The following is a 24643-nucleotide window of genomic DNA, read 5'->3' on the forward strand; positions in this document are numbered from 1 at the left end:
GCTTGCCGGTCAGGCCCCTCACTGCGGCGATGCATTTTCGCCGGCGAGAACATCGGGATAGAGGGCGGCGGCGATGTCACGGATCGCGCCGGCCGTGCGTGGGCCGAAGTTGATCATGTAGGCGCCCTTGAGAACGATCAGTGCCTTGTCGCGGGCCGCCGGCGTCGTCTTGAGGGCCGGGATCGAGAAGACGTCCTCGGGTGTTGGACCGCCCTTGTCGTCCGGCATCATCACCACGACCTCGGGCGCGATCTCGACGAGGCTTTCCTCCGAGACGGACTTGTAACCCTTGAAGTCGAGCGGGTTGATGCCGCCGGCATAAGAGATGATGGCATTGGCAGCCGTTCCCTCGCCAGCCGCCGTCAGTTTCAGCAGGCCATGGAAAAACACCACCCGACGCCGGCGTTCGGCCGGGACCCGCTCGGCCAAAGCCGTCGCGGCGTTAAAATCCGCGGTGACGCGGGCGGCAAGCACCTTGCCTTGCTCTTCAAGGCCCAGCGTCCGGGAAATCAGCTCGATCTTGTCGATCATGCCTTCCAGCGAGTTCCTTTCCGGCACGAAGACGAGCGGGGTCGACAGGGATTTGAGGATGTCGATGGCCGTCGACGGGCCGGCATCCTCGGAAGCGATTATCAGGTCGGGAGCAAGCGAGATCACCCCTTCCGCAGACAGCGCCCGGCGATAGCCGACATTCGGCTTCTGCTTCAGCGTTTCCGGATAGGTGCTGCCGCGGTCGACGGCGACGATTCGCTCTTCGGCGCCGAGCGCCACGACGATTTCGCTGACGTCGGCGCCAAGCGTCAGGATCCGTTTCGCCGCAGACACCTGCACCTCGCGACCGAAGGCATCGCGAATCGGCTCTTCCGCGATGGCCGGCGGCGCGGCGGAAAGGACGCCGACGATGAGAAGCAGCAGCGCCATCCAGCGGCTCCGACCAGGTCTATGGGCGGCTCGGAGGCGGGATGAAACGGGCATGGCTGGCTCCTCGATATGGCATGTTGCCCGTTGCATAACCTTCGACCGCTTCATTGTAAAATTAAAGTTGACATTGATGGTCATATTTTAATACCCGTTGAATCACGGGTCACCGCTCGCCATTTCCGGCACGCTGCGGCCCGCCCAGCCCGCCAGTGTCGCATAGCGGCTCAAGCCAGCCACCTTTCCGAAACGCCGCGCCGGCGCCGGCCATCCCGGTTCCGCTGCTGGCATTCTCCATTTTTGTCCGCCGGTCGCGCGAGGGTGCAGCGGCCGGGCGGATGCTGGTCTCAAGGGGGATCCGATGGCCTATTTTTCCGATAAGCGACGCAAGCTCGCGGCAGGTTCGGCGCTGACGCTGCTGGCGCTGGCGATTGCGCAGCCCGCAGCGGCGCAGACGGCCGACACCAAGACAACGCGTGTATCGGCGGGACGCACCGGAGCAGACGGCGCCACCGTGCTCGACACGATCACCATCTCGGCCACCAAGGTCAAGCAGGCGGTGATCGACGCGCTGGCCGGCGTCAGCTACATCGGCGGCACCGAACTGGAGCGGATGCAGGCGGACACGCCGGCCGACCTGTTCCGCACGACGCCCGGTGTTGCCGCCTCCATGAACGGCGACGATCCGGCAACCGCGATCAACATCCGCGGCCTCGAACAATATGGTCGCGTCGTGGTGACGCTTGACGGTGCCCGCCAGGATTATTGGCGCGTCGGCCACGGCTCGGGCTCCTTCTACGTCGAGCCGGAACTCTTGAAGGATGTCACGGTCATTCGCGGTCCGGTGTCGAACGCCTATGGGTCCGGCGGCATCGGCGGCGTCGTCTCCTTCGAGACCAAGGATGCCGGCGATTTTCTGCGCGACGGCGAGACCTGGGGCCTGAGCGAAAAACTCGGCTACGAATCGAACGGCGACGGTTTTACCACCAGCACCATCGGCGCCTATCGCTTCAACGACGACGCCGACATCATCGGCAACGTCATCTATCGCAACCGCCATGCCTATGAGGACGGCAACGGCGACACGGTGCCCTGGACCGGCGAGACCGTGCGCAACGCCTATCTCAAGAGCACGCTGCGTCCGGCCGACGGCCATGAACTGAAGTTCGGTTTCATCCAGCAGCGTTACGACGATTACATCACCGGCTCCAGCGGCTCGACCTCGCCGACGCTCAGCCGCTACGATGCGGAGACGGAAAACCGCACCTTCACCGCCAATTATACCTGGGATAACAGCGACGACCTGATCGATTTCAGCGCCAACGCCTATCACAACCGCACGCGCGCCGAGCAGACGCAGGTATGGCCGACGTCGGCACTCGGCAATTTCCGCTATTACGACGTCGCGACCAGCGGTTTCAGCGCCAAGAATTCGCCCCGATTCCACGGCCTCGGTTTCGACCATACGCTGACCTATGGCGGCGATTATTATTATCTCACCGGCGATTCCAATGCCGCGCATTTCGGCTCCGGCGACCAGCATGCCTACGGTGCTTTCCTGCAATGGCAGGGCGACCGCGACAACTGGCTGCAGCTGATCGCCGCCCTGCGCTACGACGGCTACCAGCTGGACGGCCAGACGCGCGAAACGCCGCCGCAGGATGCCTCGATCTCCGGTAATCGCTGGTCGCCGCGCGTCACCATCGGCGTCACGCCGGTCGAAGGCCTGCAATTCTACTCGACCTATTCCGAGGGTTATCGGTCGCCGGGGCTGCAGGATGTGTTCCGCGGCGGCGGCGCGCATGGCAGCGGCGACAGCTATCGTCCGAACCTGCTGCTACAACCCGAAGTCGCCAGGAGCTTTGAAGCCGGTGTCAATATCAAGTATGACGACGTCTTCATGGCCGGCGACATGCTGCGCACCAAGGTCAATCTCTTCCATACCAATGTCGACGACTACATCGACGTCGACCTTACCAACCCGATCCGCACGGCGGCGAATATCGGCGATGCCCGCCTCAAGGGCATCGAGATCGAAGGCATCTATGATTTCTCCTGGGGTTTCGTGAACCTCGCCGGTGCGCTGATCGATGCGGAAATGACCAGCGGCGTCTATGAGGGACAGACGCTTAACAACACGCCGCTGAACCGCGCCTCGGCGACCGTCGGCTTCCGCGCCTTCGACGACACGCTGACCTACGGCGTCCAGTTCATCCATATCGGCGACGTCACCCGCACCAGCCACACCAGCCCCGCCGCCGCGGCGATCGTCAGCGATGGCTTCAACCTCGTCAATGCCTTTGCCGACTGGCAGATCCATCGCGACCTGAAGCTGGGGGTCGGCGTTGAAAACATTTTCAACGTTGCCTATACCGATCCGCAAAGTTCGTGGTCCACGACATCGGCGACCGAACAGGGCAAGGGCCTGACGTTCAAGATCAATTTGACCGGCCGGATCGGCGGCTAGACCCTTTTCGCCGGCCGCGCATCCTGCCCGCCCGGCAATCCAGATGTATTTCAGGACAGAACACGCAGATGACACAGCTACATTGCCGCATGGAACTCAGCCTCACGAGGTTGCCGAACTACCTGCACCTGATCGTCGACCGGCTGGCGAGTTTCGATGCTGCGGTTCGCCAGGACGAAAGCCGGATCGATTTCGAATTTTCCTTCGGCACGGCCCGCTTCGACGTGACGCCGGAACGGCTGGTTATGAGCGCGGCGGCGCCGGATGTCGAAGATCTGCGGCGGCTGAAGGAATTGCTCGGGGTCGCCATCCAGCTTTATGCCAAGGGCGAGATGTTCGAGATGACATGGAGCGGCGATCTTGCCGACGATACGACGCTATCCTCTTTCCGGCTGATGCGGGTGGTCCATGCCAGGCAACTGACGCCGGGCATGCGCCGCATCCGGCTCGAAGGTGAAAATCTCGAGCGTTTCGAGAGCTTTACCGGCATGCATATCCGCATGCTGTTTCCGACAGCGACCAATCCGGAGCCGGCCTGGCCGATCGCCGGCGCCAACGGCCTTGCCGTCTGGCCATCGGAGGAGCGCAAGCCCGTTGCCCGCGTCTATACGATCCGCACGCTCGACGCGAAGGCCGGCTGGATGGATGTGGATTTTGTCGTCCATGGCGATGCGGAAGGCGGCGACGAGGGCATCGGTTCGGCCTGGGCGAGCCACGCCGGTGAGGGCGACGTGGTCGGTATCATGGGGCCGCTCGGCCGTCCGGTGCGGCCGGCCGACTGGTATGTGATGGGCTGCGACGAAACCGGCTTGCCGGCCTTGAGCCGCATCCTCGAACGCCTGCCGGCGCATGTCCGCGGCGTCGCTTATGTCGAAGTCGCCGATGCGGCCGACGAACAGTCGATCTCTCACCCCGATGGCGTCGAGCTGCACTGGATCCATCGCAACGGCATTCCCGGCGGCGAACATCCCGGACTGGTCGATGCCATCTGTGCCGTGGGCTGGCCGGACGATATGTCGAGTTTCGGCTGGTTCGCCTCGGAAGCGGATGCGGCGAGGCGCGTGCGCGAATACTGGCGCAACACCCTGTCCTATGGGCGCGACCAGACACTGGCCGCCGGCTACTGGAAGCGCGGCGCACAGGGCTTGATGGCCGGCTGACGTTTTTTTCGTTTCCGGTGCCTGGCGATGCGGCCGCTGCTTTCTGGGGAAGACCGGCGATTGTGGCCTGTCGGTCACAAGGGTGACGGAACTGTCTTCTGCGACAAACCGTCCGGTGTTCCCGCCCGATTGATACTTTAATCCTCAAACCTTGCTGTTTCAGGAGTATCTTCTTGCATACGTTATTGATGACCCGGCGCGACCTTCTCCGGGCCGGGGGCGGTATCTCGACCCTTCTTTTAGCCGGATGCGCCACTACCCAGCCCGTGGCGGTTCCTGTCGAAAAGCCCGAACCGCCACCGCTGTCCTATGCCGATATCTATGCGGCAAAGGCCGATGAGCCGTTTCCTCTTCCCGCCATTCCGTACCAGAGGATCGATCCACGCTTCTATCGCCGTATCGTCGACAACCCGACGGCAGAGAAGCCGGGCACGATCGTCGTCGATACCGCCAATCATTTCTTGTACCTGGTCCAGGCCGACGGCCGGGCCATGCGTTACGGTGTCGGCCTGGGGCGCGCCGGTTTTGCCTGGTCGGGCCGCGGCGTCATCCAGTACAAGCGCCGCTGGCCGCGCTGGACGCCGCCCGACGAAATGGTCGCCCGCCAGCCGGAACTCAAACCCTACAGCATCGCCAATGGCGGCATGGACCCGGGGCTGCGCAATCCTCTCGGCGCCCGCGCGCTCTATATCTTCCAGAATGGCGAGGATACTCTCTACCGCGTGCACGGATCGCCGGAATGGGCCTCGATCGGCAAATCCGTATCCGCAGGCTGTGTCCGGATGATCAATCAGGACGTTTGCGACCTGCATGACCGCGTTTCCAGCAAGGCTGCGATCGTCGTGACGGAGCTGCCGGCCTGATAGGCGTTACCTGAAGACAAACACACGAAGCGCGGCGCTTCAGGGCGTCTTTGTCAGCTTTTCGCCGTTGAACGGATCGGCGAGGGCTGCGGCCGGGCGGCTGATCGGGTAGGACGTCTGCGAAATCCGGCTGGCCAGTTTCTCGGGGCCGTTTTCCTTGAGCAGCGCGCGGAAGCTCGGATGCATGCCGCCGTCGACGTAGGACATGGCGTGGTTTTCCGTTTCCTCCGTCAGCAGCCTGTCGATTTCCTTGGTCTGCGTGGACCAGGCTGCAGCCACCCGCGGATCGACCACGCCTGCCGCCGGGCAATCCGCCAGCGGGCTGCGGGGCTCGCCGTCGCCAAACGTCGTGTCGAAGACGTAGCGACGTCCGCAGACCGACACCTTCGGCTGCTGGCGCGTCGTCTCGAAACTGTCGTAGCCTTGCTTGAGCGTGCGCCAGAACGAAAAATTCGGGTCATCCCGATGCGCGACCAGTTTCCGGGCTGTCATCCGGAAGGGGAACGCCTGGACCTGAAACCTGTCCTGGCCGCCGTCCAGCGCCTTCTGCACCAGCGAATAGATTTCGCCGACGCCCTGATCGGTCATGGCGTAACAGCCGGAGGACGAACAGGCACCATGGACCATCAGCGCTTCGCCGGTATAACCGAGAGCGGATTCCAGCCGGTTCGGATAACCGAGGTTGAAGGACAGGTAATATTGCGATTTCGGGTTCAGCATGCCCTTCGAGACATGGTAGAAACCTTCCGGCGCCTGTCGGTCGCCCGATTTGGTCTTCGGGCCGAGCTTTCCGGACCAGCGGCACATCGGATAGCTCTTGAGAAGCGCATAGCGCCCGCTGCGATCCTGCTTCCAGACTTCCAGGACGCTTTCTTCCTTGAAGATGCGCACCAGAACAGGGCTTTCGGCCGTCATTCCCTTCTTCTGCATCTCCTTGAGCAAAGCCGCCGGAATCTTGGGCGTAGCGACGCCCAGATCGTCCAGGGCAGCCGAGGTGCAGCCGGTCAGCGCGATGGCGAGGCTACCCAGGAACAGGCCCGAGGCAACGGCACGCTTTAATCCGGAAAGGGCTTTGCGAACAGACGAAATCATCAATAACAGGGTCCGGCGGCAGTGAGGACGTCGTTGTAGGGCGGCTGTGCTTGCAGCGCAACCGCTCCTTCGAGGGAGTATCATCCGGAATTGCGGTTAATCCTTGGTTTACCCGGCCGCTTTAAGGCCCAGGGCGGGCCGGTTTCCGGAGGATGCCGGACATTCGACACCTCTGCCGGATGTCAGGCGACACTCACGCTGGTTACCGTGCCGCTCTGCCGGTCCAGCATGGCACGGAACTCGGCTTCGGGAACCGGCGGGCTGAAATAATAGCCCTGGGTTTCCGAGCAGCCGGCCTTGGTGATCAGGTCGAGCTGCGCCTGCGTCTCGACACCTTCCGCCGTGGTCAGCATGTTGAGGTTGCGGCCGAGCGTCGCGATGGACTGGACGATGGCAAAGCTGTCGGGCCGGCTTTCCAGATCGCGTACGAAGCTGCGGTCGATCTTGAGCTTGTCGAAGGGAAAACGCTGCAGATAGCTCAGCGACGAGTAGCCGGTGCCGAAATCGTCGAGCGCGATGGTCAGGCCGAGCGAACGCAGCCGGCTCAAAACGTCCAGATTGGCGGCGTTGTCCTGCAGCAGCACCGACTCGGTGATTTCCAGTTCCAGTCGCCGCGCGTCGAACTTGGTCGTCGCCAGCGCCGCTTTTACCGTGCCGACCAGATCCGTCTGGCGAAACTGGACCGGTGAAAGATTGACGCAAACGCGAATGTTTCCCGGCCAGCCGAGGGCATCGCGACAGGCCTGCAGCAACACCCATTCGCCGAGCGTGTCGATGAAGCCGGTTTCTTCCGCCAGCGGGATGAATTCCGCCGGCGAAATCAGACCGCGCTGCGGATGGCGCCAGCGCACCAGCGCCTCGCTGGCGACGATCCTGCGGGTCTTGAGCGAAATCTGCGGCTGGTAGTGAACCTCGAATTGCCCAAGCCGGATGCCGTGGCGCATATCGGCTTCCAGGTTGCGCCGGCTCTGGAGCTGCTCTTCCATCTGCTGGGAGAAGAAGCGATAGACCGCAGTGCCGTCGGCCTTGGCCCGGTAGAGCGCCAGGTCGGCGTTCTTCATGAGCTGGTCGGTATCGTCGCCATCCCGCGGCGCCATGGCAATGCCGATGCTGGTGCTGACGTGGATCTCGTTGCCGTCGATATGGTAGGGCCGGCTGACGGTGGCGATGAGGCGTTCCGCCAGCTCGCGGGTGCTGTCGAGCGACGTGTCGGCGCAAGAATGCAGCACGGCGAATTCGTCGCCGCCGAGGCGGGCGACGATGTCACCGGGCGAGACGGCATCGTGCAGCCGCTTGGCGACCTTGCGCAGCAGGGCATCGCCGGTCGGATGGCCGAGTGTGTCGTTGACTTCCTTGAAACGATCGAGATCGAGGCAGAGGATGACGAAGGGCTTGCCGTTGGCGACGAGCCCGCGCAATGCCTGGCCGATGCTTTGCCAGAACAGCAGCCGGTTGGGCATGTCGGTCAGCGCATCGTGGTGGGCCATGTGCACCACGCGATCCTGGACGCGGTGGCGCTCGGTGACATCCTCGAAGGTGCAGACCCAGCCGCCTTCACCCATCCGTTCGTGCGACGCCGTCAGCACCACGCCGTTGGGGAGGTGATGGATATGGTCGCTGAGAACGGCGATGTCGTTCCGGTCGCGCGTCTCATCTCCGGCAGAAATGCCCGCCGCATCGGGCAGCAGGTCCGGCGCGATGAGATCCGCCAGCGGGGTTCCCGGCGCGACCTGCGCTTCGTCGAGCCCGAACAGGGCGGTGAAGCGTGAATTGTGGACGATGACGCGATTTTGTTCGTCGAGCAGGCAGAGGCCGAGCGACATGGCTTCGATCGCAGCATCGAACCGGGCATTCTGCAGTGCCACGGTCTGTTCCTTCGCCCGCAGGATCTTCTGGGCGCGGCCAAGAAGGCCATTGTGGATGAGCAGCAGCAGGATCAGCAGGCAGCCGCCGGCGATCATGCCGATGGTGACCCAGGTCAATGCCCATTGCAGGTCGAAAAGACTGTGGCGGTCGTTGGCGATGCGCGCCGAATTCCACATGTTACCGCTGGCGGAAAGCCTTGCCAGCTTCGGATAGATCGGTTCCAGGATGGTGAGGATGCGGCCCGGCGTGCCCGGTACGGAAAGGTCATCGAGTAGCGGCCGGGTCTGGTCGAGCGCCGCTTCGAGATCATCGAGAATGCGGCCGAGGCGCGGATCGGATTCGACGAACTTCTCCACCCCTTTGGCGCGCAGGGCCTTGAGTCGATTGACGACGATATCGAAGCGCAGCCGGACCTCGTCTGCGTCGATGCGATCGTCATTCATGCCGAAGGCGCTGACACGTTGTTCGAGCCTGGCGAACTCGCCAGGTGCCTGAGCCACCGTCCAGGTGACATTGCCCAGCCCGACATCTTCCAGCGCGGCCTGGCGTTGAAGGACGAGCGCGGAAATATAGACGGCCGAGGCAATGAAGCCCAGGATCACGATAGTCAGCGCTGTGCGGAGGAAGCGCATATGAACCGACACGTGTTATTCGACGGAGATTGCCTTGACCTGCCAGACGGCCCGGCCATGATAGGGTTGCTTCTGCAGCACGGGGTCGCTGTCGAAGGGATAGATGACGAAGAACGGACCCTGATCGTCGATCGGCATGTATTTGCCGTCGCGCTTGACGGCGAGGATCGTGCCGAACGTCGCGAAATCGCTGCTCGGGATATCGACACTATAGTCATTGAGGGCGGTGACGACGGCTGTCTCACCCCGGGCATTGGCCTTTTGCAGCAGCAACGCCATCGGTACGCCTTCGAAGTCGACGACGCCGTCGTTCCACGGGGTCGACGTCTTGACCGACACCAGCCCCATCGCCTCCAGTTGATTGCGGTCGAACGTGACCGAACCCGATGAACTGGTGATCGTCACCGCCGGCACGTCCTGTGCCGATGCGGGCACAAGAAAGGCAGCAAAGGTTGCAAAAATGATGGAGATGAGAAGGCGCATGGGAGGTGGAGGCTTTCAAACTGCTAATTTAGTTGTGAGGTCGAGCCTGCGCTGGAAATCTTTAAAGGCTGATTAACAGTGGTTGTGCGGTAAAAACAGAATTAACAATTCTTGCTTGTGCGACCCGCATGTGTTCCGGAGCGGCACGTCGCGATGGGTTGCCGTTGGCAGACGCCTGTCAAGCCGTTTTCCGAATGGCTGCCGCGGCGTCATGCGCGAAACGGTAACATCCGCGACCCTGCGATTTTGCCGAGTAGAGTGCGATGTCGGACAGCCGCAGGCTGGTATTCAACCTGTCCGGGTCGTCCGCCAGGGCGATTCCGATGCTCACGCCGATATCGGCCTCGCATCCTTCGACATGATAGGTCTGGCCAAGCATGGCGATCACGCCCTGGGCGACGATCGCCGCCTTCTTCATCAGGTCTGGGCCGCCCAGGATAACGGCAAACTCGTCACCTCCCAAACGTGCAGCCGTCGCGTCGGGAGGCAGAACCTGCCTCAACCGGGCCGCGACCTGCTGCAGCAGGGCATCGCCGATGGCATGGCCGAACCGGTCGTTCACGCTCTTGAAGCCGTCCAGATCGAGATAGAGAGCGGCGATTGCCTCGCCGGCCTTCATCGTGCCGACCAGATCGGTCAGATGCCGACGATTGGGCAGGCCGGTGAGCGGATCGTGGGTGGCGAGATAGGCGATCTCCTGCGTGGTTGCGACCAGTGCAATCTGGCGGGCCCGCGCTTCCAGCAGTTCGACGACCGTCGCGGCGAGATCCGTCAGGATGAACTGCCGGTCGGCGGAAAGACCGTCCTGCCGCTGCGTATCGAGAACGCACAGCGAACCGATACACGTACCCGACGGCGTGATCAGCGGCGCTCCGGCATAAAACCGGACATGCGGCGCGGCGCTCACCACCGGCGCATTGGAAAATTGCGGATCGGCAAGCGCATCCGGTACGACGAAAACCGTTTGCCTGCGGATCGTCTCCTGGCAGAAGGCCCGGTCGCGCCACATCTCGGTCGCCTGCAGGCCCTGCGTCGACTTGAACCAGAAGCGGTCGCCATCGACGAATGCGAGCGCGCAAAAAGGAAAACCGAAAATCCCTGCGGCCATCCTGGTGATGCGGTCGAAATTCGGCTCCGGGGGCGTGTTGATGATCGCGTAGCGACGCAATACATCGGCACGGCTTGTTTCTTCTATTTGCATTTGAGACATGTCCGATACGCAGCAGTTTTGCTGGCAAGATACCGATTCGCTTCTTTTGAAAGATGAAGGAAATCATTCGCTTTTTATTCGAATTTTCCGTTCCTTCGGCGGCCGGGTGCGCTGACCCCGTGACCGCCGGGACGAGGCTGTCGTTCGGAATAGTATTGCTGGCATGGGATGAAGATCCGGGAAGGCCGAACAAATGATGCGAACGGAAGGGATCATCACCTTCGTGGCGGTCGTCGAGGGCGGCTCGATCAGCGAAGCGGCAAGGCGCCTGCGGCTTTCCAAATCGGTGGTGAGCGAACGGCTGGCCGAACTGGAAAAGACGCTGGGCAGCGTGCTTGTCCACCGCACCACGCGCAAGCTGACCCTGACGGAGGGCGGGCTTGCCTTCCTTGAACGCGCCCGCCGCATCACGCGAGAAATGGAAGCGGCGGTCACGGACATGGCGGAGCGTCGGGGAACGCTTGCGGGGCCGCTGCGCATCGCTGCGCCGGTCACCTTCGGCCGCATGCATCTCGGCCCGGCGCTCTATCCCTTCCTCTTGCGGCATCCCGAGCTGGAGCTGACGCTGGATATCGATGACCGCCGCGTGGATGCCGTTTCCGACGGCTACGACGCGATCATCCGGCACGGCCCTATTGCCGTTCCCGCCTCATCGCCTGGAAACTCGCACCCAGCCGCCGGCTGCTGGTCGCATCCGCGCTTGCTGCGGGACATCGAGATCGACCACCAGCCGGAGCAGGAATTCATTGTCATGGCCCATCCGCAAGGCAGGACCCCGCCGGCCAAGTTGCGGGCCATCGCCGATCACCTGAAGACGGTATTCGGCAGTCCGCCCTATTGGGATACCACGCCCGCCTCTTCGTGAGCGTGCCGCACGGCGGCTCAGGGCGCCGGCCGAACTTCGGACCCGAAAACCGCAGTGCTTTCCTTGCGAAAGCGGATGCCGGTGTCGGTGACGATGGCATCCATGGGAATGTCATGAGGCTGGGGATGGATCGTTTCGATTTCCTGGAAATCGAAGCCGACACCGATCGCCACCGGCCTCGGCTCGAGCACCGCAAGCGTCCGGTCGAAATAACCGCCGCCGAAACCGAGCCGGTAACACTGCGCATCGAAGCCGATGAGGGGGGCGATGACGATGTCGGGCAGGCGCTCTTCGCCGTTCAGCGGAGCGGGAATGTTGAGGATACCGCGCACCAGCGCCTCGCCCATGCGCCATGACTTGAAGATCAGGGGCTTTTGCTTCTCCGCGACCACCGGCAACAGGCAGGTGGCGCCGGTTGCCGAGGCCATCCAGCCGCGCAGGTCGGGCTCTCCGAGAAACGGCCAGTAGAGGCTGATGTTCCGTCCCGCTATATTTGGCAGCAGTTGGTCGAGATGGCCGCAGATCTGGGCGGTACGCCGTTCCCGCTCGCTGACGCCGAGGAGAACGCGCCGGTCGATCAGGCGCCGACGCTCGGCCTTTCGCCACGCCTTGGAACCGACGCCGTCCATCTCCAGCCCCATATAGGCGGGATCGACTTCGTGCATGAAGCAGGCCGGCGAGGCATAACCGTCCGGGGTGTCATTCCGATCTTCTGCAGCCATGGAACAATTCTTTCTGTTTGGCCGATGGGGACCGAGCGATGGTCCCCGATGATGGATGATAGTGCAATTCAATTCTCGACATGCGTTCGTCTGATCGCACGTCGCATTCGCTTTCCTGTCGACGTTTTGGCGACGGCTCTTCGGCCGCGGCCAGCTTCGTTCATCTCCCGCCTTGATTTATATCGTAACACGACATAAATTGAAAGCGATCAATCGTTGCGAGGTTTTCGACATGGATAACCGGCTATCATCTCCCGCACCGCATCCCGCCTTTCGCTATCCCCCGGATGAGACGCTCGAAGACTTGCGGCAAAGGGTAAGGAGGCTGCTCGACGACAAGGCGGCAGGCCGCTGGGCGCTTCTGCGGGCCGAATGGCTCTATGACCTGGCGCTGCTGACAAACGATTTCCGGGTCTGGATGCAGCGCGTCGATCAGCGCTACGACAACTCGCGGTAACGGGCTTGACCGGCCGTCCGCAGGATCAACCGGAGGGAAAGCCTGTTGTCGAAACGCCCTGGCTGGAGACCGGCCAAAACGGAGACCGGATGAAGACGCCAGGAACGCTCAGGCAGCAGGATTATGAAACGCTTGCCGATCTTCGTTATGCGCTGCGCCTTTTCATGGATTTCAGTGCTTCCGCCGCCCAGTCCGAAGGCGTGCCGGCCCAGCAGCATCAGGCGCTTCTCGCCATCAAGGGTGCCAAGCGCGGGGAGCCGGTCACGGTCGGCACGCTTGCGGGACGGCTTCTTATCGCGCCGCATACCGCGACCGAACTGGTTGGCCGGCTGATCGAGGCCGGGCTTGCGAAACGCCAGGCGGATCCGGAAGACAAGCGCCGGCAGACCGTTCATCTGACGGAAAAGGCGGAGGAACTTCTGGTCCGCCTGAGTGAGGTGCATCTCGCCGAAATTCGTGAATTGGCACCGAAGCTGATTGCCCTGCTGACGCAGTTGCAAGGCACCGTGACGACCGCGGCCGACCAGGGCACGTCCTGAGCGTGCGGTTCGGCTCTTTCCGGCGAAAGCGGAAGGAAAATATCCACTGCCAAGGGGATGAATAGCAAAAGCTTGCAATTCAACCGCCGCCATGCGCCGTCAACGGCGAGCTTCGCTTTACGCCCGCTGACCCTTTTTCTGCGCCAGCAGGATCAGGCCGGCAATGACAATCGTGCCGACGATGAACAGAAAGGCTGCGGCAGCGATGGCAGGACTGATGTTTTCCCGGATCGTCGAGAACATCTGCCGGGCAACGGTACGCTGGTTGGGTCCGGCGACGAACAGGGTGAGGACGACTTCGTCCAGCGAGGTGGCGAAAGCAAACACGGCCCCCGACACAATGCCCGGCATCGCCAGGGGCAAGGTCACCTGACGCAGCACGACGGCGGGCGAGGCGCCCAGGCTTGCCGCGGCATTCTCCAGGCGGCGATCGATGCCTTGAAGTGCTGCCGTCACGTTGACGATGACGAACGGGATCGCGATGACCGTGTGGGCGATGATGACGCCGACATAGGTGTTGGCCAGGCCGTACTGGGCGAACATCAACTGCATGCCGACACCGAGGACGACCGCCGGAACGACCATGGGCAGCAGGAACACGGTGCGGAAGACGCTGAAGAGCAGCGAAGCCGAATTTCCGCGCAATCCGAGGGACGCCACGGTGCCGAGAACGGTCGCGAGGATCGTCGTGCCGGTGCCGATCAGCAGACTGTTGAGGATCGAGCGCCGCCAGGCATTGGCGGTGAACAGCTCGTGGAACCACCTGAACGAGAAGTCGGGGATCGGATAGTTCAGGAAGATGCTGTCCGTAAAGGCGAGCGGAAGGATCGCAAACAGGGGCGCCATCAGAAAGATGACGACCGCCGTGCCGAAGACAGCCTTGCCGATGGGAAGCGTTCTCATGCGCGCGCCTCCTCGGACGACAGGCGAAGGTAGACGACGTAGAGGATCATGGTTGCGGCCAGAAGGACGATGCCGAGCGCGCCGGCCATCCCCCAGTTGGCTGCGCCGGTGGCATAATAGGCGATGACCGAACTGATCATCTGGTCCTTGGCGCCGCCGATCAGGGCTGGCGTGATGTAGTAGCCAAGCGCGCTCATGAAGACGAGCAGCGCGCCGGAGACGACACCGCGAAGGCTGAGCGGCAACAATACCAGCAGGAATGCCCGGATCGGCGGTGCGCCGAGCGAGGCTGCGGCAGGCATCAGGTTCTTCGGGATGCCGATGAGCACGCTGAAGATCGGCAGCACCATGAAAGGCAGCAAGACGTGGGTCATCGCAATCACGACGCCGAGCCTGTTGAAGATGAGGGGCACGGGGCCGCTCGTCAGCCCGAGCGTCTGCAGCGTCAGGTTGATCAGGCCGTTGTCCTGCAGGATGATGTACCAGGCGGCGGTGCGCACGAGGAGCGAGGTCCAGAGCGGCAGCAGCACGGCTCCGAGGAGCAACTGGCGTTTCCAACCGGTCGTCGACGCCGCGACCATGGCAAAAGGAAGCCCGACGGCAATGCAGCAGAGGGTCACGACGCCGGCCATGATCATGGTCCGGAACAGTGTGGTCCGATTGGCAGACGTGCCTTCGGGCATGCTGACGATGGCGCCACCGGTGTCGCGCTGCAGATCGACGGCAGCCAGGAGATTTCTGTCGGTCAGCGACGCGCCTGCAGCGTCCTGCACGGCAATCCAGAAGGCGGAATCGCGCCACCGCTTGTCGACCGCGACGAGATCGGTAATCGCCTGGTCTTCGGCCACGGCGTTGCGGGTCTTCACCAGCAGCGTCCGGAAGCCGGACTTCGCGCTGTTCAGGCGGCGGACCAGATCACCGAAAAGCTCGTCGTCTGTGATGTTGCGGAGATCGTCCGCGAATGCCTTCTGAACGTCCGCCGACGGCGTGCTTGCGCGGTCCCACTCCTGCAGCGCCCGCGAAACCGTCGGCAGGGCGCTTGAAGCGACCGGATCGGACACGGCCGTCTTCATCATCGTGACGAGCGGAGCGGCGAAAAAGAAAACCAGGAAAAGAGCAAGCGGCGCGATCAGCGCGCACGACTTGACGCGTTTGGAGAGCCCCGATTGCTGGGTCATGAGACGATCCAGCATTGTTCGGGGCTGAACGACGCAACAACCTCCTGGCCTATCTGGGACGTCACCACGTTTCGAGGCGCCTTGATCACCAGCGATCGGCTTCCGGTATCGGCCTGGATCTGGAGATGATCGCCGTGATACACGATGTCGCTGATCTTCACCTTCAGTTCGTTCTGCCCTTCACCGGAGGAACGAAGCTCGATCCGCTCCGGGCGGACGGATATTTTTACGTGTTTTCCGGGTTCCAGGGCGGCAGCGGATGCTACCCTGATCGACTGGCCGCCCTCCAGCGTGACGGTCAGCAGGCCGTTCGAGGCCGATGAGACCTTGCCGCTGAGCAGGTTGGTTTCGCCGATGAACTCGGCAACGAACTGAGTCTTCGGATGGTCATAGATGTCGGACGGCCCGCCGATCTGCTCGATCTTGCCGTGATTGAAGATTGCGATCCGGTCCGACATGGTCAGGGCTTCGGTCTGGTCGTGGGTGACGAACACGATCGTCAAACCCAGGCGATGATGGATGTCGCGGATGTCCATCTGCATCTGCTCGCGGAGCTTCTTGTCGAGAGCGCCGAGCGGCTCGTCCATCAACACGACTTCCGGCTCGAACACGAGAGCACGGGCCAGGGCGACGCGCTGCTGCTGGCCGCCGGACAACTGGATCGGCCGGCGTTCGTGGAAGGCACCCAGCTGAACCATGTCGAGCGCCTTGGTGACGCGCTCGACGATTTCACTCCTGGAAGCCCCCCGCATCTTGAGGGGAAATGCCACGTTGTCGGCAACCGACATGTGGGGAAACAGGGCATAGTTCTGGAAAACCACGCCCATGTTGCGCTTGTGCGGCGGCAGGGCGTCGACGCGTTTGCCGCCGACCGAAATCGTGCCGCTGGTCGGGCTTTCGAACCCCGCCAGCATCATCAGGAGTGTCGTCTTGCCCGACCCGGAAGGCCCGAGCATGCTGACGAACTCTCCCTTTCCGATCGACAAGTCGAGATCGTCGACAACGGTCATGATACCGAAGGTTTTGCTGACCTTGTCGAAATGTATAAGCGCGTCGCTCATCATGACCTACGTTCGTTTGGATAACGCGACCTACCCCTCATCCATACGATCGGTGTTCCGTTGCCCGGTCAGGGCAACGGATATCGGGGCGTGAAACCGCTGGCGCTTACTGGGCGAGCCAGGCGTTGAAGCGCTGCGTCAGCTCTTCCGAGTTGTCGGTCCAGAAGTCGACATCAAGGGCGATGGCGCCGCCGATATTCTCTTCGGCTGTCGGAAGTTCTTTCTGGAACTGTTCAGGCACAAGCTTGGTCGCGCCGAGGTTCGGCAGGCCATAGGCGATGAATTCCGGCAGCTTGGCCTGGTTTTCCGCCTTGCTGGCGTAGGCGATGAAATCCATGCCTGCGTCCTTGTTCGGGCTGTCCTTCAGGATCACCCAGCTGTCGATGGCGTAGACGCTGCCCGGGAAGACGAAGCCGAACTTCGTGCCTTCGGCCCGGTTGATGCCGCTGATACGACCGTTGTAGGCGGAGGTCATGACGACCTGGCCGGACGACAGAAGCTGGAGCGGCTGTGCGCCGGCATCCCACCAGATGATATCGGCCTTCAGCTCGTCGAGCTTCTTGAACGCCCGATCGACGCCGCCTTCGCCGCTCAGGACGTCGTAGACCTGGTCGGCCGGAACGCCATCAGCCATCAGCGCGAATTCGAGAGCGTATTTCGGACCCTTGCGGAGGCCGCGCTTGCCGGGAAACTTCTTCGTGTCCCAGAAATCGGCCCAGGTCTTCGGGGCTTCAGCAAGCTTCGAGCCGTCGTAGGAAAGACCGGTCGACCAGACGATGTTGCCGACGCCGCAATCGCTCACGGCTGCGGGAAGGTATGCGTCCTTGCCGCCGAGCTTTTCCCAGTCGATCTTTTCGTAGATGCCGTCGGCGCAACCCAGCGCCAGTTCTTCCGCTTCGACTTCGACGACATCCCAGTTCGGAACGCCGGCCTTCACCTTGGCCTGAAGAACGCCGTAACCGCCGTCCCAGCTTTCGTCCAGAACCGGCTTGCCGATCTCGGCTGCGAAGGGTTCGAAGAAGATTTTACGCTGGGCATCCTGGAAATTGCCGCCCCAGGAGACGACGGTCAGATCCCGTGCCTGCGCAGTGAAACCGCCTGCCATCAGGACGGTGGATGCAATGATAGTCGCTTTGAAGATGTTCATCGGACGCTCCCCTTCGTGTTGTGAACCGGCCAATAGGAAAGCACGTTTCGAAACTTTGGGAAGCGGGGTTAACCGTTGTGGTCACTATACTCACCAGTCTCCCGGTCACCTCGAAAATCAATAGGTGGGCGGGGTTATCGCACTCAAAATCTCGCTCTGGCCGTCATGAACATTGCGGAAGCGATGCGGCAGACGGCTGTCGAAATAATAGCCGTCCCCCGGCTTCAAGACTTTTTTCTGGTTTCCCACGGTGACCTCGACGAGGCCGGACAGCACCATGCCGGCCTCCTGCGCCGCGTGGGTGAATTCCTCGCCGGTGTCCGCTCCAGGCGCATAACGCTCGTGCAGCATCAGCATCTGCCGGTTGGGGTGGTCGAGGCCGACGACACGGTAGGAAATTGTATCAACCTTTCCAATCTCGACGAGGTCTGCCGAGGCGTAGAAGGGAGAGTAGGGCAGGCTGGATTGCAGATCGGAGAAGAAGCCGGGAAGCGTCGTGCCCAAGGCATCGAGGACCGCACCGAGCGTGTCTATCGACGGGCTCATCCGATCGCGCTCGATCAGTGAGATCGTCGAGTGAGATATGCCGGAGCGGGCGGCGAGTTCTCGCACTCCCAGGTCTCGACGGCGACGAAGTTCGCGAAGCTTGCTACCAATTTTCGGCATAAGTCAGTTTCCCTTTTTCTTCTTGCCGGCGGACAATGACACCGCAAACCTCGCCGGGATACTCGATGCTGCCGGACTCCGGGCGCAATGGTGAATATAATGAACAGGTGGTTTGTGGGCAATTGCCGGACTGCCGAGCTTGGAAGATGCTGACACCGATCATCCCGCATAGGAGGTTTTGATGACGTCGCGTCTCGATGCGCTGAAAGGCAAGTTTATCCAGATCAAGGAACCGACCCGAGACGCCGTCTCTGATACGGCTCCGGTCGAAAAAGCTGTGAAGGACATTATCGCCAATGTCCGGGAACGGGGCGATGCCGCCGTTCGCGACTATTCCATCGCCTTCGACAAGGCCGACGTCGCACATTTCGAGGTCACCGAGGCGGAGAAGCTCAAGGCCGTCGCCGACCTCGACCCGCAGACGCGAGAAGACACCGAGTTTGCCATCGCCAACGTCCGCCGCTTTGCCGAAGCCCAGCTCGGGACGATCCTGCCGCTCGAAATCGAGAGCCTGCCCGGTCTTCACCTCGGCCATCGCGTCATCCCGATCGAGATCGTCGGCTGCTATGTTCCGGGTGGCCGCTACCCGCTCCTGTCTGCGCCGGTCATGACGATCGTCCCGGCCAAGGTGGCCGGCTGCGACCAGGTCATCGCTTGCCTTCCGCCGAACGCCCACCCCGCCATGATCGCCGGCTGCCATCTCGCCGGCGCAGACCGGATCTTCCGCGTCGGCGGAGCCCAGGCGATTGCGGCCATGGCCTACGGCACCGAGACCATTCCCGCCGTGGACAAAATCGTCGGTCCGGGCAATGCCTTCGTCAACGAAGCGAAGCGCCAGGTCTTCGGCCAGGTCGGCATCGACCAGCTGGCAGGCCCGAGCGAAATCTTCATCGTTGCCGACGAGACCGGCAATCCGGCGACCATCGCGACCGACATGCTGGCCCAGGCGGAGCATGACGTCCGCACCCGCGTCGGCCTGGTGACGACCGACCGCAAGCTTGCGGAAGAGACCATCAAGGAGGTCGAGAAGCAGCTGGAAACGCTGTCCACCGCCGCAGTCGCAGGCGTTGCATGGCGGGATTACGGCGAAGTGACGGTTGTCGACGATGAAGCGTCGATGATCGCCTACTCGGACTACATCGCCACCGAGCACCTCCAGGTCCATACCCGTGATCCGCAGGCAACCGCGAAGAAGCTGCGCAACTACGGCTCGATCTTCATCGGCGAACTGGCCAGTGTCGTCTATTCCGACAAGTGCTGCGGGACGAACCACACCCTGCCGACGATGGCGGCCGGCCGTTACACCGGCGGCCTCTGGGTCGGCTCTTACGTGAAGATTGCAACCCACCAGTGGCTCGATGAGCGCGGAGTTGCTGCGGTGGCTCCGGCTGCCGTTCGCCAGAGCGCCACCGAACAGCTGGAAGGCCACCGCCGCGCCGCTGCGTTGCGCCTGAGTCCGAAGCAGCTCGCAGCAGAATGATTTGATCCTCCCGAGCAAACTGACTGCGTCATGAGGGGCGTGCGGAATGATCCGCGCGCCGGTCCGCTGACAAACCCCTGGCCCTGCGCCAGGGGTTTGTGATTCAGCGGTGACGTTTACGAAAGCTGCCCCGGCGCAGACGCTTTTTCACGGCAGTGCGTGAAGCGTGGCGATCGGGTCGGCGCCGACGAGTGCGGCGTGTCCGCCGTACAGCAGCCAGAACGATATCAGGGCGGTGCCGATCGCGGCGACAAGCATGGGGCCGTCGATGCGAAACGTCCGCTGCCGTCGCAGGATGGCGACGAAAGGCAGGATCGCCGAACCCTTCGCGTTGGCTGGCCATTCCGTCCGGAGCCGTGCGCGTGCCCTCCGTTCGGTCATGGCGAGGCCGCCTGCGGCAAAGAGCGCAAATCCGCCGAACAGGATCAAGGAACGCAGGTCGCCATTGGGAAACACATGGCCGGCGGCCCAGAACACGAACCCCCACAGCACGGGATGACGCGTGATATTGACGATGGCGCCTTGCGAAAGGCCCTCCTGCCGCAGGCTCACCGAAAAGGGATTGGGACTGACCAGGCCGGCAATCACGAAAAAGATGCCGAGCGGCGCCAGAAGCAAGGTCACCGTCACCTGCCAGGCTGCCGGCGCCCAAAGCTCGATATATTCGGTATTGAGCGCTTCGTAGAACAACCAGACGAGCAGGGCCGTGGAAACCGTCGAATAACCGGCAAAATAGGCGGGCCGTCCGACCCGCTCGATGATGCGCGTCCGGATCGCCGGGATCGCCGGCACGGAGTGCAGGGCGACGAAAAGGATGAAGGCGGCGAACAGACCGGTCATGGCCTCCCCTGCATTTATTGCTGAAAGAACAGGATGACCGCGATGATACCGGACGCGGCGACCGCGATCGTCGTGCTGTAAGCCTGTAATACACCCATTCGGTTCAATGCGACCGAAAATCCGATGATGATCGGCGTGCTGAGGACGAGGCCAAATTGAGCGTCTGTCATGATCTGTCTCCTTTGTCCCGCTTTTTCTCCCGGCCGGTGTGATTTGTCATTGCGCTGGCGCAAAGAAGCCGTGCCGCCAACTGCGCTAGGAAGAATAAAAAAGAGAGTTAGGTGATGGCGGTTATCGTTGAAGGCGGCACCGACGAGCGATCGGACGGCGACCTCATCCTGTGGATCCTGGTCTGGAGCGAACTGATCGCTTTCGGAATGCTGCTCGGCGCATTCCTGGTGATGTCCTTCGTCCATCCCGAAAGCTATTCGGCTGCCAAGCTCCATCTGAATGGCCGGCTTGCCGGTTTCAATACGCTTGTGCTTCTGGGCAGCGGCTGGCTTGCGGCAGAGGCGGATCGCGCCGCGTCCGTCCGGACGCGCAGAATGGCGCTCATCGGCGCCGCCTGCCTCGGTTTCGCCTTCGCCGCCATCAAGTTTGTCGAATATGCGGGCGAGCTCCGCTTTGCCGGAGATGCGACCTTCAACTCGTTCTTCGAACTTTATTTCATCATCACCGGTTTTCATCTGGCCCACGTGGTCTTCCTGGGACTGGTGATGCTTGTGGTGGCGCGCCGGGCGGAAAGATCGAACGTCACTCTGGTCGCCACTCTTTGGCACGTTATCGACATCGTCTGGCTGACGATTTTTCCCGTCATGTATCTGGGGTGAAAACATGAATGACGACAAGGATATCTGGTTGCCCGGCCGCGCCGTCGTTGTGATCCTCGTTGCCGTCGTTTCGGCACTGGTCGCGGCCCAGTGGAAACACGAGGCTCTTCCACTCGTGGCGTTTGCAATGATCCTCGGACTTGCCATCGTCAAGGCCAGATGGGTCATCCTGGATTTCATGGGCTTGCGCCGCGTGCGCCCGCACCTTGCGATCGCCCTGCTGGCCTGGCCGGCATTCTTTGCCATGGCCGCTGCGGCGCGGGCCGCCCTGGCCGCATTCGGCACCGCCGGCTGATCCTGCGGCGCCCAGCCGGATCTGACAACCATCGTCGAAGACCCTGGCCGGCTGTCGTCAGGCACCGGCATCGCCGGGCCGTCCGATGCCGGGCCCTGCAAAAAACAGCGGCTTCTTTTCCCATTTCCGTCGGCCGCCATTCCCATCTTTGATTTGTTTGCATTTTCACAAAGAAGGATCGGCCGGATTTCCGCATCTCTCTTGCCGGCGGCTTTGGCGGGCAACCGCATCGCCCAGATCAATCCGGCCCCAGGGCGAGAGGGACAGCACATGTCTGAACATCTAACCAAAACAGGAGCGCGAAACGTCTTTTACGGCGGTTCCGCGTTCTTCTTCGCGATCTTCGTCGCACTCACCGCGCACAGTCATTATTACATGCGCACCACGTCGACGGATGAAAATGCCCTGACCGACGCCGTCGCGCGCGGCAAACACGTCTGGGAAAAGAACGCCTGTATCAACTGCCACACCCTGTTGGGCGAGGGCGCCTATTTCGCGCCCGAACTCGGCAATGTGTGGACGCGTCTGGGTGGCGACGACGATGTCGAGGGCACCCGCGAAACCTTCAAGGCGTGGATGCAGGCCCAGCCCACCGGCATAGAGGGCCGGCGGCAGATGCCGCAGTTCAACCTCACCGATCAGCAGTTGAACGACCTTTCCGAATTCCTGCGCTGGACCAGCAAGATCAAGACTCAAAAATGGCCGCCGAACGATGCCGGCTGACCTTTAGGGAGGGAATACGACCATGAAATACCAAACCCAGAAGGTCGCGATGCTGTATTTTTACGGCGCGCTCGGCCTGTTCGTCGCCCAGGTGCTGTTCGGCGTGCTTGCCGGCACGATCTATGTCCTGCCCAACACGCTGTCCGAACTCCTGCCCTTCAACATCGTCCGGATGATCCACACCAACGCGCTGATCGTATGGCTGTTGATGGGGTTCATTGGCACGACCTACTACCTGCTGCCCGAAGAGGCGGAGACGGAGCTTTACAGCACCAGGCTCGCCATCCTGCAGTTCTGGCTGTTCCTCGTCGCCGCCGCGGTCGCGGTGGTGGGATACCTGTTCCACATCCATGAGGGACGCGAATTCCTCGAGCAACCGTTCATCATCAAGGTGGGCATCGTCGTCGTGGCGCTGATCTTCCTGTTCAACATCACGCTGACGGTGCTGAAGGGCCGCAAGACGGTCGTCACCAACATCCTGATCTTCGGGCTCTGGGGCGTGGCGATCTTCTTCCTCTTCGCCTTCTACAACCCGGCCAATCTCGCGCTGGACAAGATGTACTGGTGGTACGTCGTGCATCTGTGGGTCGAAGGCGTCTGGGAGCTGATCATGGCGTCGGTGCTCGCCTTCCTGATGATCAAGCTCAACGGCATCGACCGCGAGGTGGTGGAAAAGTGGCTCTACGTCATCGTCGGCCTGGCGCTGTTTTCCGGCATCCTCGGCACCGGCCACCATTTCTACTGGATCGGTGCGCCGGGCTACTGGCAGTGGATCGGCTCGATCTTCTCGACGCTGGAAGTGGCCCCCTTCTTCACCATGGTGCTCTTCACCTTCGTCATGACCTGGAAGGCCGGCCGCAAGCATCCGAACAAGGCGGCCATCCTCTGGTCGCTCGGCTGCTCGGTCATGGCCTTCTTCGGCGCCGGCGTCTGGGGTTTCCTGCACACGCTGTCGTCGGTCAACTACTATACCCACGGCACCCAGGTCACCGCGGCGCACGGCCATCTCGCCTTCTTCGGCGCCTATGTGATGCTGAACCTTGCCGCCATGGCCTATGCGGTGCCCGAACTGCGGGGCCGCGCGCCCTACAACCAGATGCTGTCGATGATCAGCTTCTGGATCATGTGCACCGCCATGTCGGTCATGACCTTCGCGCTGACCTTCGCCGGCGTGCTTCAGGTCCACCTGCAGCGGGTGCTCGGCGAAAGCTACATGGACGTGCAGGACCAGCTGGCGCTGTTCTATTGGGTCCGTCTCGGTTCGGGCGTCTTCGTGCTGATCTCGGCCATCATGTTCATCTGGGCGATCTTCGTGCCGGGCAAGGAACGGATCGCCGGCGCCGGCGCACTGCAGGCGGCCGAGTGAATGCAAAAATCCCGGCCCCGCCGCCTCGGGCGGGGCCACTTCCATACCCCTGGAGATTCCCATGAACATGCTTTCTACCGCCCGGGAACGGGCTCAGCTCGACATTCCGCCCTATGTTCCGAACGGCAACGAATGCACGCTGTTCGAAACCGCCTGGATGCGCCAGCTGCCCCTGCTTCTGAAGGGGCCGACCGGCTGCGGCAAGACCCGCTTCGTCAGCCACATGGCCGCCCGTCTCGGCCTGCCGCTGTCGACGGTCTCCTGCCATGACGATCTTGCCGCCGCCGACCTGACGGGCCGCTACCTGCTGAAGGGCGGCGACACCGTCTGGGTCGACGGTCCGCTCACCAAGGCGGTGCGCGAAGGCGGCATCTGCTATCTCGACGAGATCGTCGAGGCGCGCAAGGACGTGGCCGTGGTGCTGCATCCACTCACCGACGACCGCCGCATCCTGCCGCTGGAGCGGACCGGCGAACAGCTTTCAGCGCCGCCCGATTTCATGTTGGTGGTCTCCTACAATCCCGGCTACCAGAACCTGCTCAAGGCGCTGAAACCCTCGACCAAGCAGCGTTTCGTCTCTATCGAGTTCGATTTCCTGCCGAAGGCGCAGGAGATCGCCGTCGTCGCGGTGGAAAGTGGCCTTGACGAGGCCCGCGTCATGCCGCTGGTCGAGCTGGCCGGCCGGCTGCGGCGGCTGAAGGGACACGACGTCGAGGAAGGTGTCTCCACGCGCCTGCTCGTTTACTGCGCCGCGCTGATCGATAGCGGCATGACCGCACGTGAGGCCGTGCTGGCCGCCATGATCGAGCCGCTGAGCGACGATCCGGACGTCAAGGCCGCGCTTGTCGAAGTCGCAAACGGCGTCATCGCCTGAGGCCGC

General features: G+C 62.3%; 24 protein-coding genes and 1 pseudogene. 12 read left to right on the plus strand and 13 right to left on the minus strand.

The genetic code is table 11. The features are described 5' to 3' along the window. Positions 1-18: 18 nt before the first annotated feature. Complete coding sequence (locus DEM27_RS19295; RefSeq protein WP_245445948.1) at positions 19-921, minus strand: heme/hemin ABC transporter substrate-binding protein; 903 nt, start codon at positions 919-921, stop codon at positions 19-21. Between the two features lie 358 nt (positions 922-1279). On the opposite strand from DEM27_RS19295, the gene DEM27_RS19300 reads away from it, so the two are divergent. The 3 genes from DEM27_RS19300 (at position 1280) to DEM27_RS19310 (ending at position 5408) form a co-directional block, all read left to right on the plus strand. Continuing rightward, on the plus strand, positions 1280-3385 hold the full coding sequence (locus DEM27_RS19300) for a TonB-dependent hemoglobin/transferrin/lactoferrin family receptor (RefSeq protein ID WP_109459885.1): 2106 nt from the start codon (positions 1280-1282) through the stop codon (positions 3383-3385). A gap of 68 nt (positions 3386-3453) precedes the next feature. After that, entirely contained in the window at positions 3454-4545 is a 1092-nt protein-coding gene (locus tag DEM27_RS19305; protein ID WP_109459886.1) for a siderophore-interacting protein, read from the plus strand. Between the two features lie 173 nt (positions 4546-4718). Continuing rightward, the gene (locus tag DEM27_RS19310; RefSeq protein WP_420028839.1) at positions 4719-5408 is read left to right on the plus strand and encodes a L,D-transpeptidase; all 690 of its coding nucleotides are present in this window, start codon (positions 4719-4721) and stop codon (positions 5406-5408) included. Between the two features lie 39 nt (positions 5409-5447). Here DEM27_RS19310 and DEM27_RS19315 read toward each other — a convergent pair whose 3' ends face one another. From DEM27_RS19315 to DEM27_RS34970, 4 genes are all read right to left on the minus strand, one after another. After that, entirely contained in the window at positions 5448-6500 is a 1053-nt protein-coding gene (locus tag DEM27_RS19315) for a L,D-transpeptidase family protein (protein ID WP_109459888.1), read from the minus strand. 182 nt (positions 6501-6682) lie between these two features. After that, positions 6683-9010: a putative bifunctional diguanylate cyclase/phosphodiesterase gene (locus DEM27_RS19320; RefSeq protein WP_128755533.1), complete on the minus strand. Its 2328-nt coding sequence runs from the start codon at positions 9008-9010 to the stop codon at positions 6683-6685. Positions 9011-9013: 3 nt separating this feature from the next. Next, positions 9014-9481, minus strand: a complete 468-nt coding sequence (locus DEM27_RS19325; RefSeq protein WP_245445950.1) for a putative pterin-binding protein — start codon at positions 9479-9481, stop codon at positions 9014-9016. 178 nt (positions 9482-9659) lie between these two features. Beyond that, on the minus strand, positions 9660-10682 hold the full coding sequence (locus DEM27_RS34970; RefSeq protein WP_280954525.1) for a sensor domain-containing diguanylate cyclase: 1023 nt from the start codon (positions 10680-10682) through the stop codon (positions 9660-9662). 202 nt (positions 10683-10884) lie between these two features. On the opposite strand from DEM27_RS34970, the pseudogene DEM27_RS19335 reads away from it, so the two are divergent. Then, positions 10885-11556: pseudogene (locus DEM27_RS19335) on the plus strand (LysR family transcriptional regulator). A gap of 17 nt (positions 11557-11573) precedes the next feature. On the opposite strand, the gene DEM27_RS19340 reads toward DEM27_RS19335, so the two are convergent. Next, positions 11574-12278, minus strand: a complete 705-nt coding sequence (locus tag DEM27_RS19340; protein ID WP_109459891.1) for a 5-formyltetrahydrofolate cyclo-ligase — start codon at positions 12276-12278, stop codon at positions 11574-11576. A 232-nt stretch (positions 12279-12510) separates the two neighbouring features. Between DEM27_RS19340 and DEM27_RS19345 the strand changes: the two genes are divergently transcribed. Both DEM27_RS19345 and DEM27_RS19350 read left to right on the plus strand, forming a co-directional pair. Beyond that, positions 12511-12735 carry a hypothetical protein gene (locus DEM27_RS19345; RefSeq protein ID WP_109459892.1) on the plus strand — a complete coding sequence of 75 codons (225 nt, stop codon included), beginning with the start codon at positions 12511-12513 and terminating at the stop codon, positions 12733-12735. An 89-nt stretch (positions 12736-12824) separates the two neighbouring features. After that, entirely contained in the window at positions 12825-13274 is a 450-nt protein-coding gene (locus DEM27_RS19350) for a MarR family winged helix-turn-helix transcriptional regulator (RefSeq protein WP_109459893.1), read from the plus strand. Positions 13275-13391: 117 nt separating this feature from the next. On the opposite strand, the gene DEM27_RS19355 is transcribed toward DEM27_RS19350, so the two are convergent. The 5 genes from DEM27_RS19355 to DEM27_RS19375 all read right to left on the minus strand — a co-directional run bounded on the left by DEM27_RS19355 (position 13392) and on the right by DEM27_RS19375 (position 18229). Further along, positions 13392-14177, minus strand: a complete 786-nt coding sequence (locus tag DEM27_RS19355) for an ABC transporter permease (protein WP_109459894.1) — start codon at positions 14175-14177, stop codon at positions 13392-13394. Beyond that, positions 14174-15355 (minus strand): ABC transporter permease, encoded by a 1182-nt coding sequence (locus tag DEM27_RS19360; RefSeq protein ID WP_109459992.1) that lies wholly within the window; start codon positions 15353-15355, stop codon positions 14174-14176. Before DEM27_RS19360 ends, DEM27_RS19355 begins: the two co-directional genes overlap by 4 nt. Then, positions 15352-16416 (minus strand): ABC transporter ATP-binding protein, encoded by a 1065-nt coding sequence (locus tag DEM27_RS19365; protein WP_205908927.1) that lies wholly within the window; start codon positions 16414-16416, stop codon positions 15352-15354. Before DEM27_RS19365 ends, DEM27_RS19360 begins: the two co-directional genes overlap by 4 nt. A 106-nt stretch (positions 16417-16522) precedes the next feature. Further along, positions 16523-17563 carry an ABC transporter substrate-binding protein gene (locus DEM27_RS19370; RefSeq protein WP_109459896.1) on the minus strand — a complete coding sequence of 347 codons (1041 nt, stop codon included), beginning with the start codon at positions 17561-17563 and terminating at the stop codon, positions 16523-16525. A 117-nt stretch (positions 17564-17680) separates the two neighbouring features. Beyond that, positions 17681-18229, minus strand: coding sequence for a cupin domain-containing protein (locus DEM27_RS19375; protein ID WP_109459897.1), 549 nt, complete (start codon positions 18227-18229; stop codon positions 17681-17683). Between the two features lie 181 nt (positions 18230-18410). On the opposite strand from DEM27_RS19375, the gene hisD reads away from it, so the two are divergent. Beyond that, entirely contained in the window at positions 18411-19709 is a 1299-nt protein-coding gene (hisD, locus tag DEM27_RS19380; protein WP_109459898.1) for a histidinol dehydrogenase, read from the plus strand. A 147-nt stretch (positions 19710-19856) separates the two neighbouring features. Here the strand turns inward: hisD and DEM27_RS19385 are convergent, their stop codons facing one another. Both DEM27_RS19385 and DEM27_RS34070 read right to left on the minus strand, forming a co-directional pair. Continuing rightward, positions 19857-20549 carry an NnrU family protein gene (locus DEM27_RS19385; RefSeq protein ID WP_109459899.1) on the minus strand — a complete coding sequence of 231 codons (693 nt, stop codon included), beginning with the start codon at positions 20547-20549 and terminating at the stop codon, positions 19857-19859. 14 nt (positions 20550-20563) lie between these two features. Next, on the minus strand, positions 20564-20719 hold the full coding sequence (locus DEM27_RS34070) for a hypothetical protein (protein ID WP_165823492.1): 156 nt from the start codon (positions 20717-20719) through the stop codon (positions 20564-20566). 114 nt (positions 20720-20833) lie between these two features. Between DEM27_RS34070 and DEM27_RS19390 the strand changes: the two genes are divergently transcribed. The 5 genes from DEM27_RS19390 to DEM27_RS19410 all read left to right on the plus strand — a co-directional run bounded on the left by DEM27_RS19390 (position 20834) and on the right by DEM27_RS19410 (position 24637). Then, on the plus strand, positions 20834-21379 hold the full coding sequence (locus DEM27_RS19390) for a cytochrome c oxidase subunit 3 (RefSeq protein ID WP_109459900.1): 546 nt from the start codon (positions 20834-20836) through the stop codon (positions 21377-21379). Positions 21380-21383: 4 nt separating this feature from the next. Beyond that, positions 21384-21674 carry a cytochrome C oxidase subunit IV family protein gene (locus DEM27_RS19395; protein WP_109459901.1) on the plus strand — a complete coding sequence of 97 codons (291 nt, stop codon included), beginning with the start codon at positions 21384-21386 and terminating at the stop codon, positions 21672-21674. Between the two features lie 270 nt (positions 21675-21944). Continuing rightward, positions 21945-22397 (plus strand): c-type cytochrome, encoded by a 453-nt coding sequence (locus tag DEM27_RS19400; RefSeq protein ID WP_109459902.1) that lies wholly within the window; start codon positions 21945-21947, stop codon positions 22395-22397. A gap of 22 nt (positions 22398-22419) precedes the next feature. After that, on the plus strand, positions 22420-23763 hold the full coding sequence (locus DEM27_RS19405; RefSeq protein WP_109459903.1) for a cbb3-type cytochrome c oxidase subunit I: 1344 nt from the start codon (positions 22420-22422) through the stop codon (positions 23761-23763). A gap of 61 nt (positions 23764-23824) precedes the next feature. Further along, a complete protein-coding gene (locus DEM27_RS19410; RefSeq protein ID WP_109459904.1) occupies positions 23825-24637 on the plus strand; it encodes a CbbQ/NirQ/NorQ/GpvN family protein in 813 nt (270 codons plus the stop codon). The last annotated feature ends 6 nt before the right edge of the window (positions 24638-24643 follow it).

This window comes from Rhizobium album, assembly GCF_003122325.1.
Taxonomy (GTDB): Bacteria; Pseudomonadota; Alphaproteobacteria; order Rhizobiales; family Rhizobiaceae; genus Metarhizobium; species Metarhizobium album.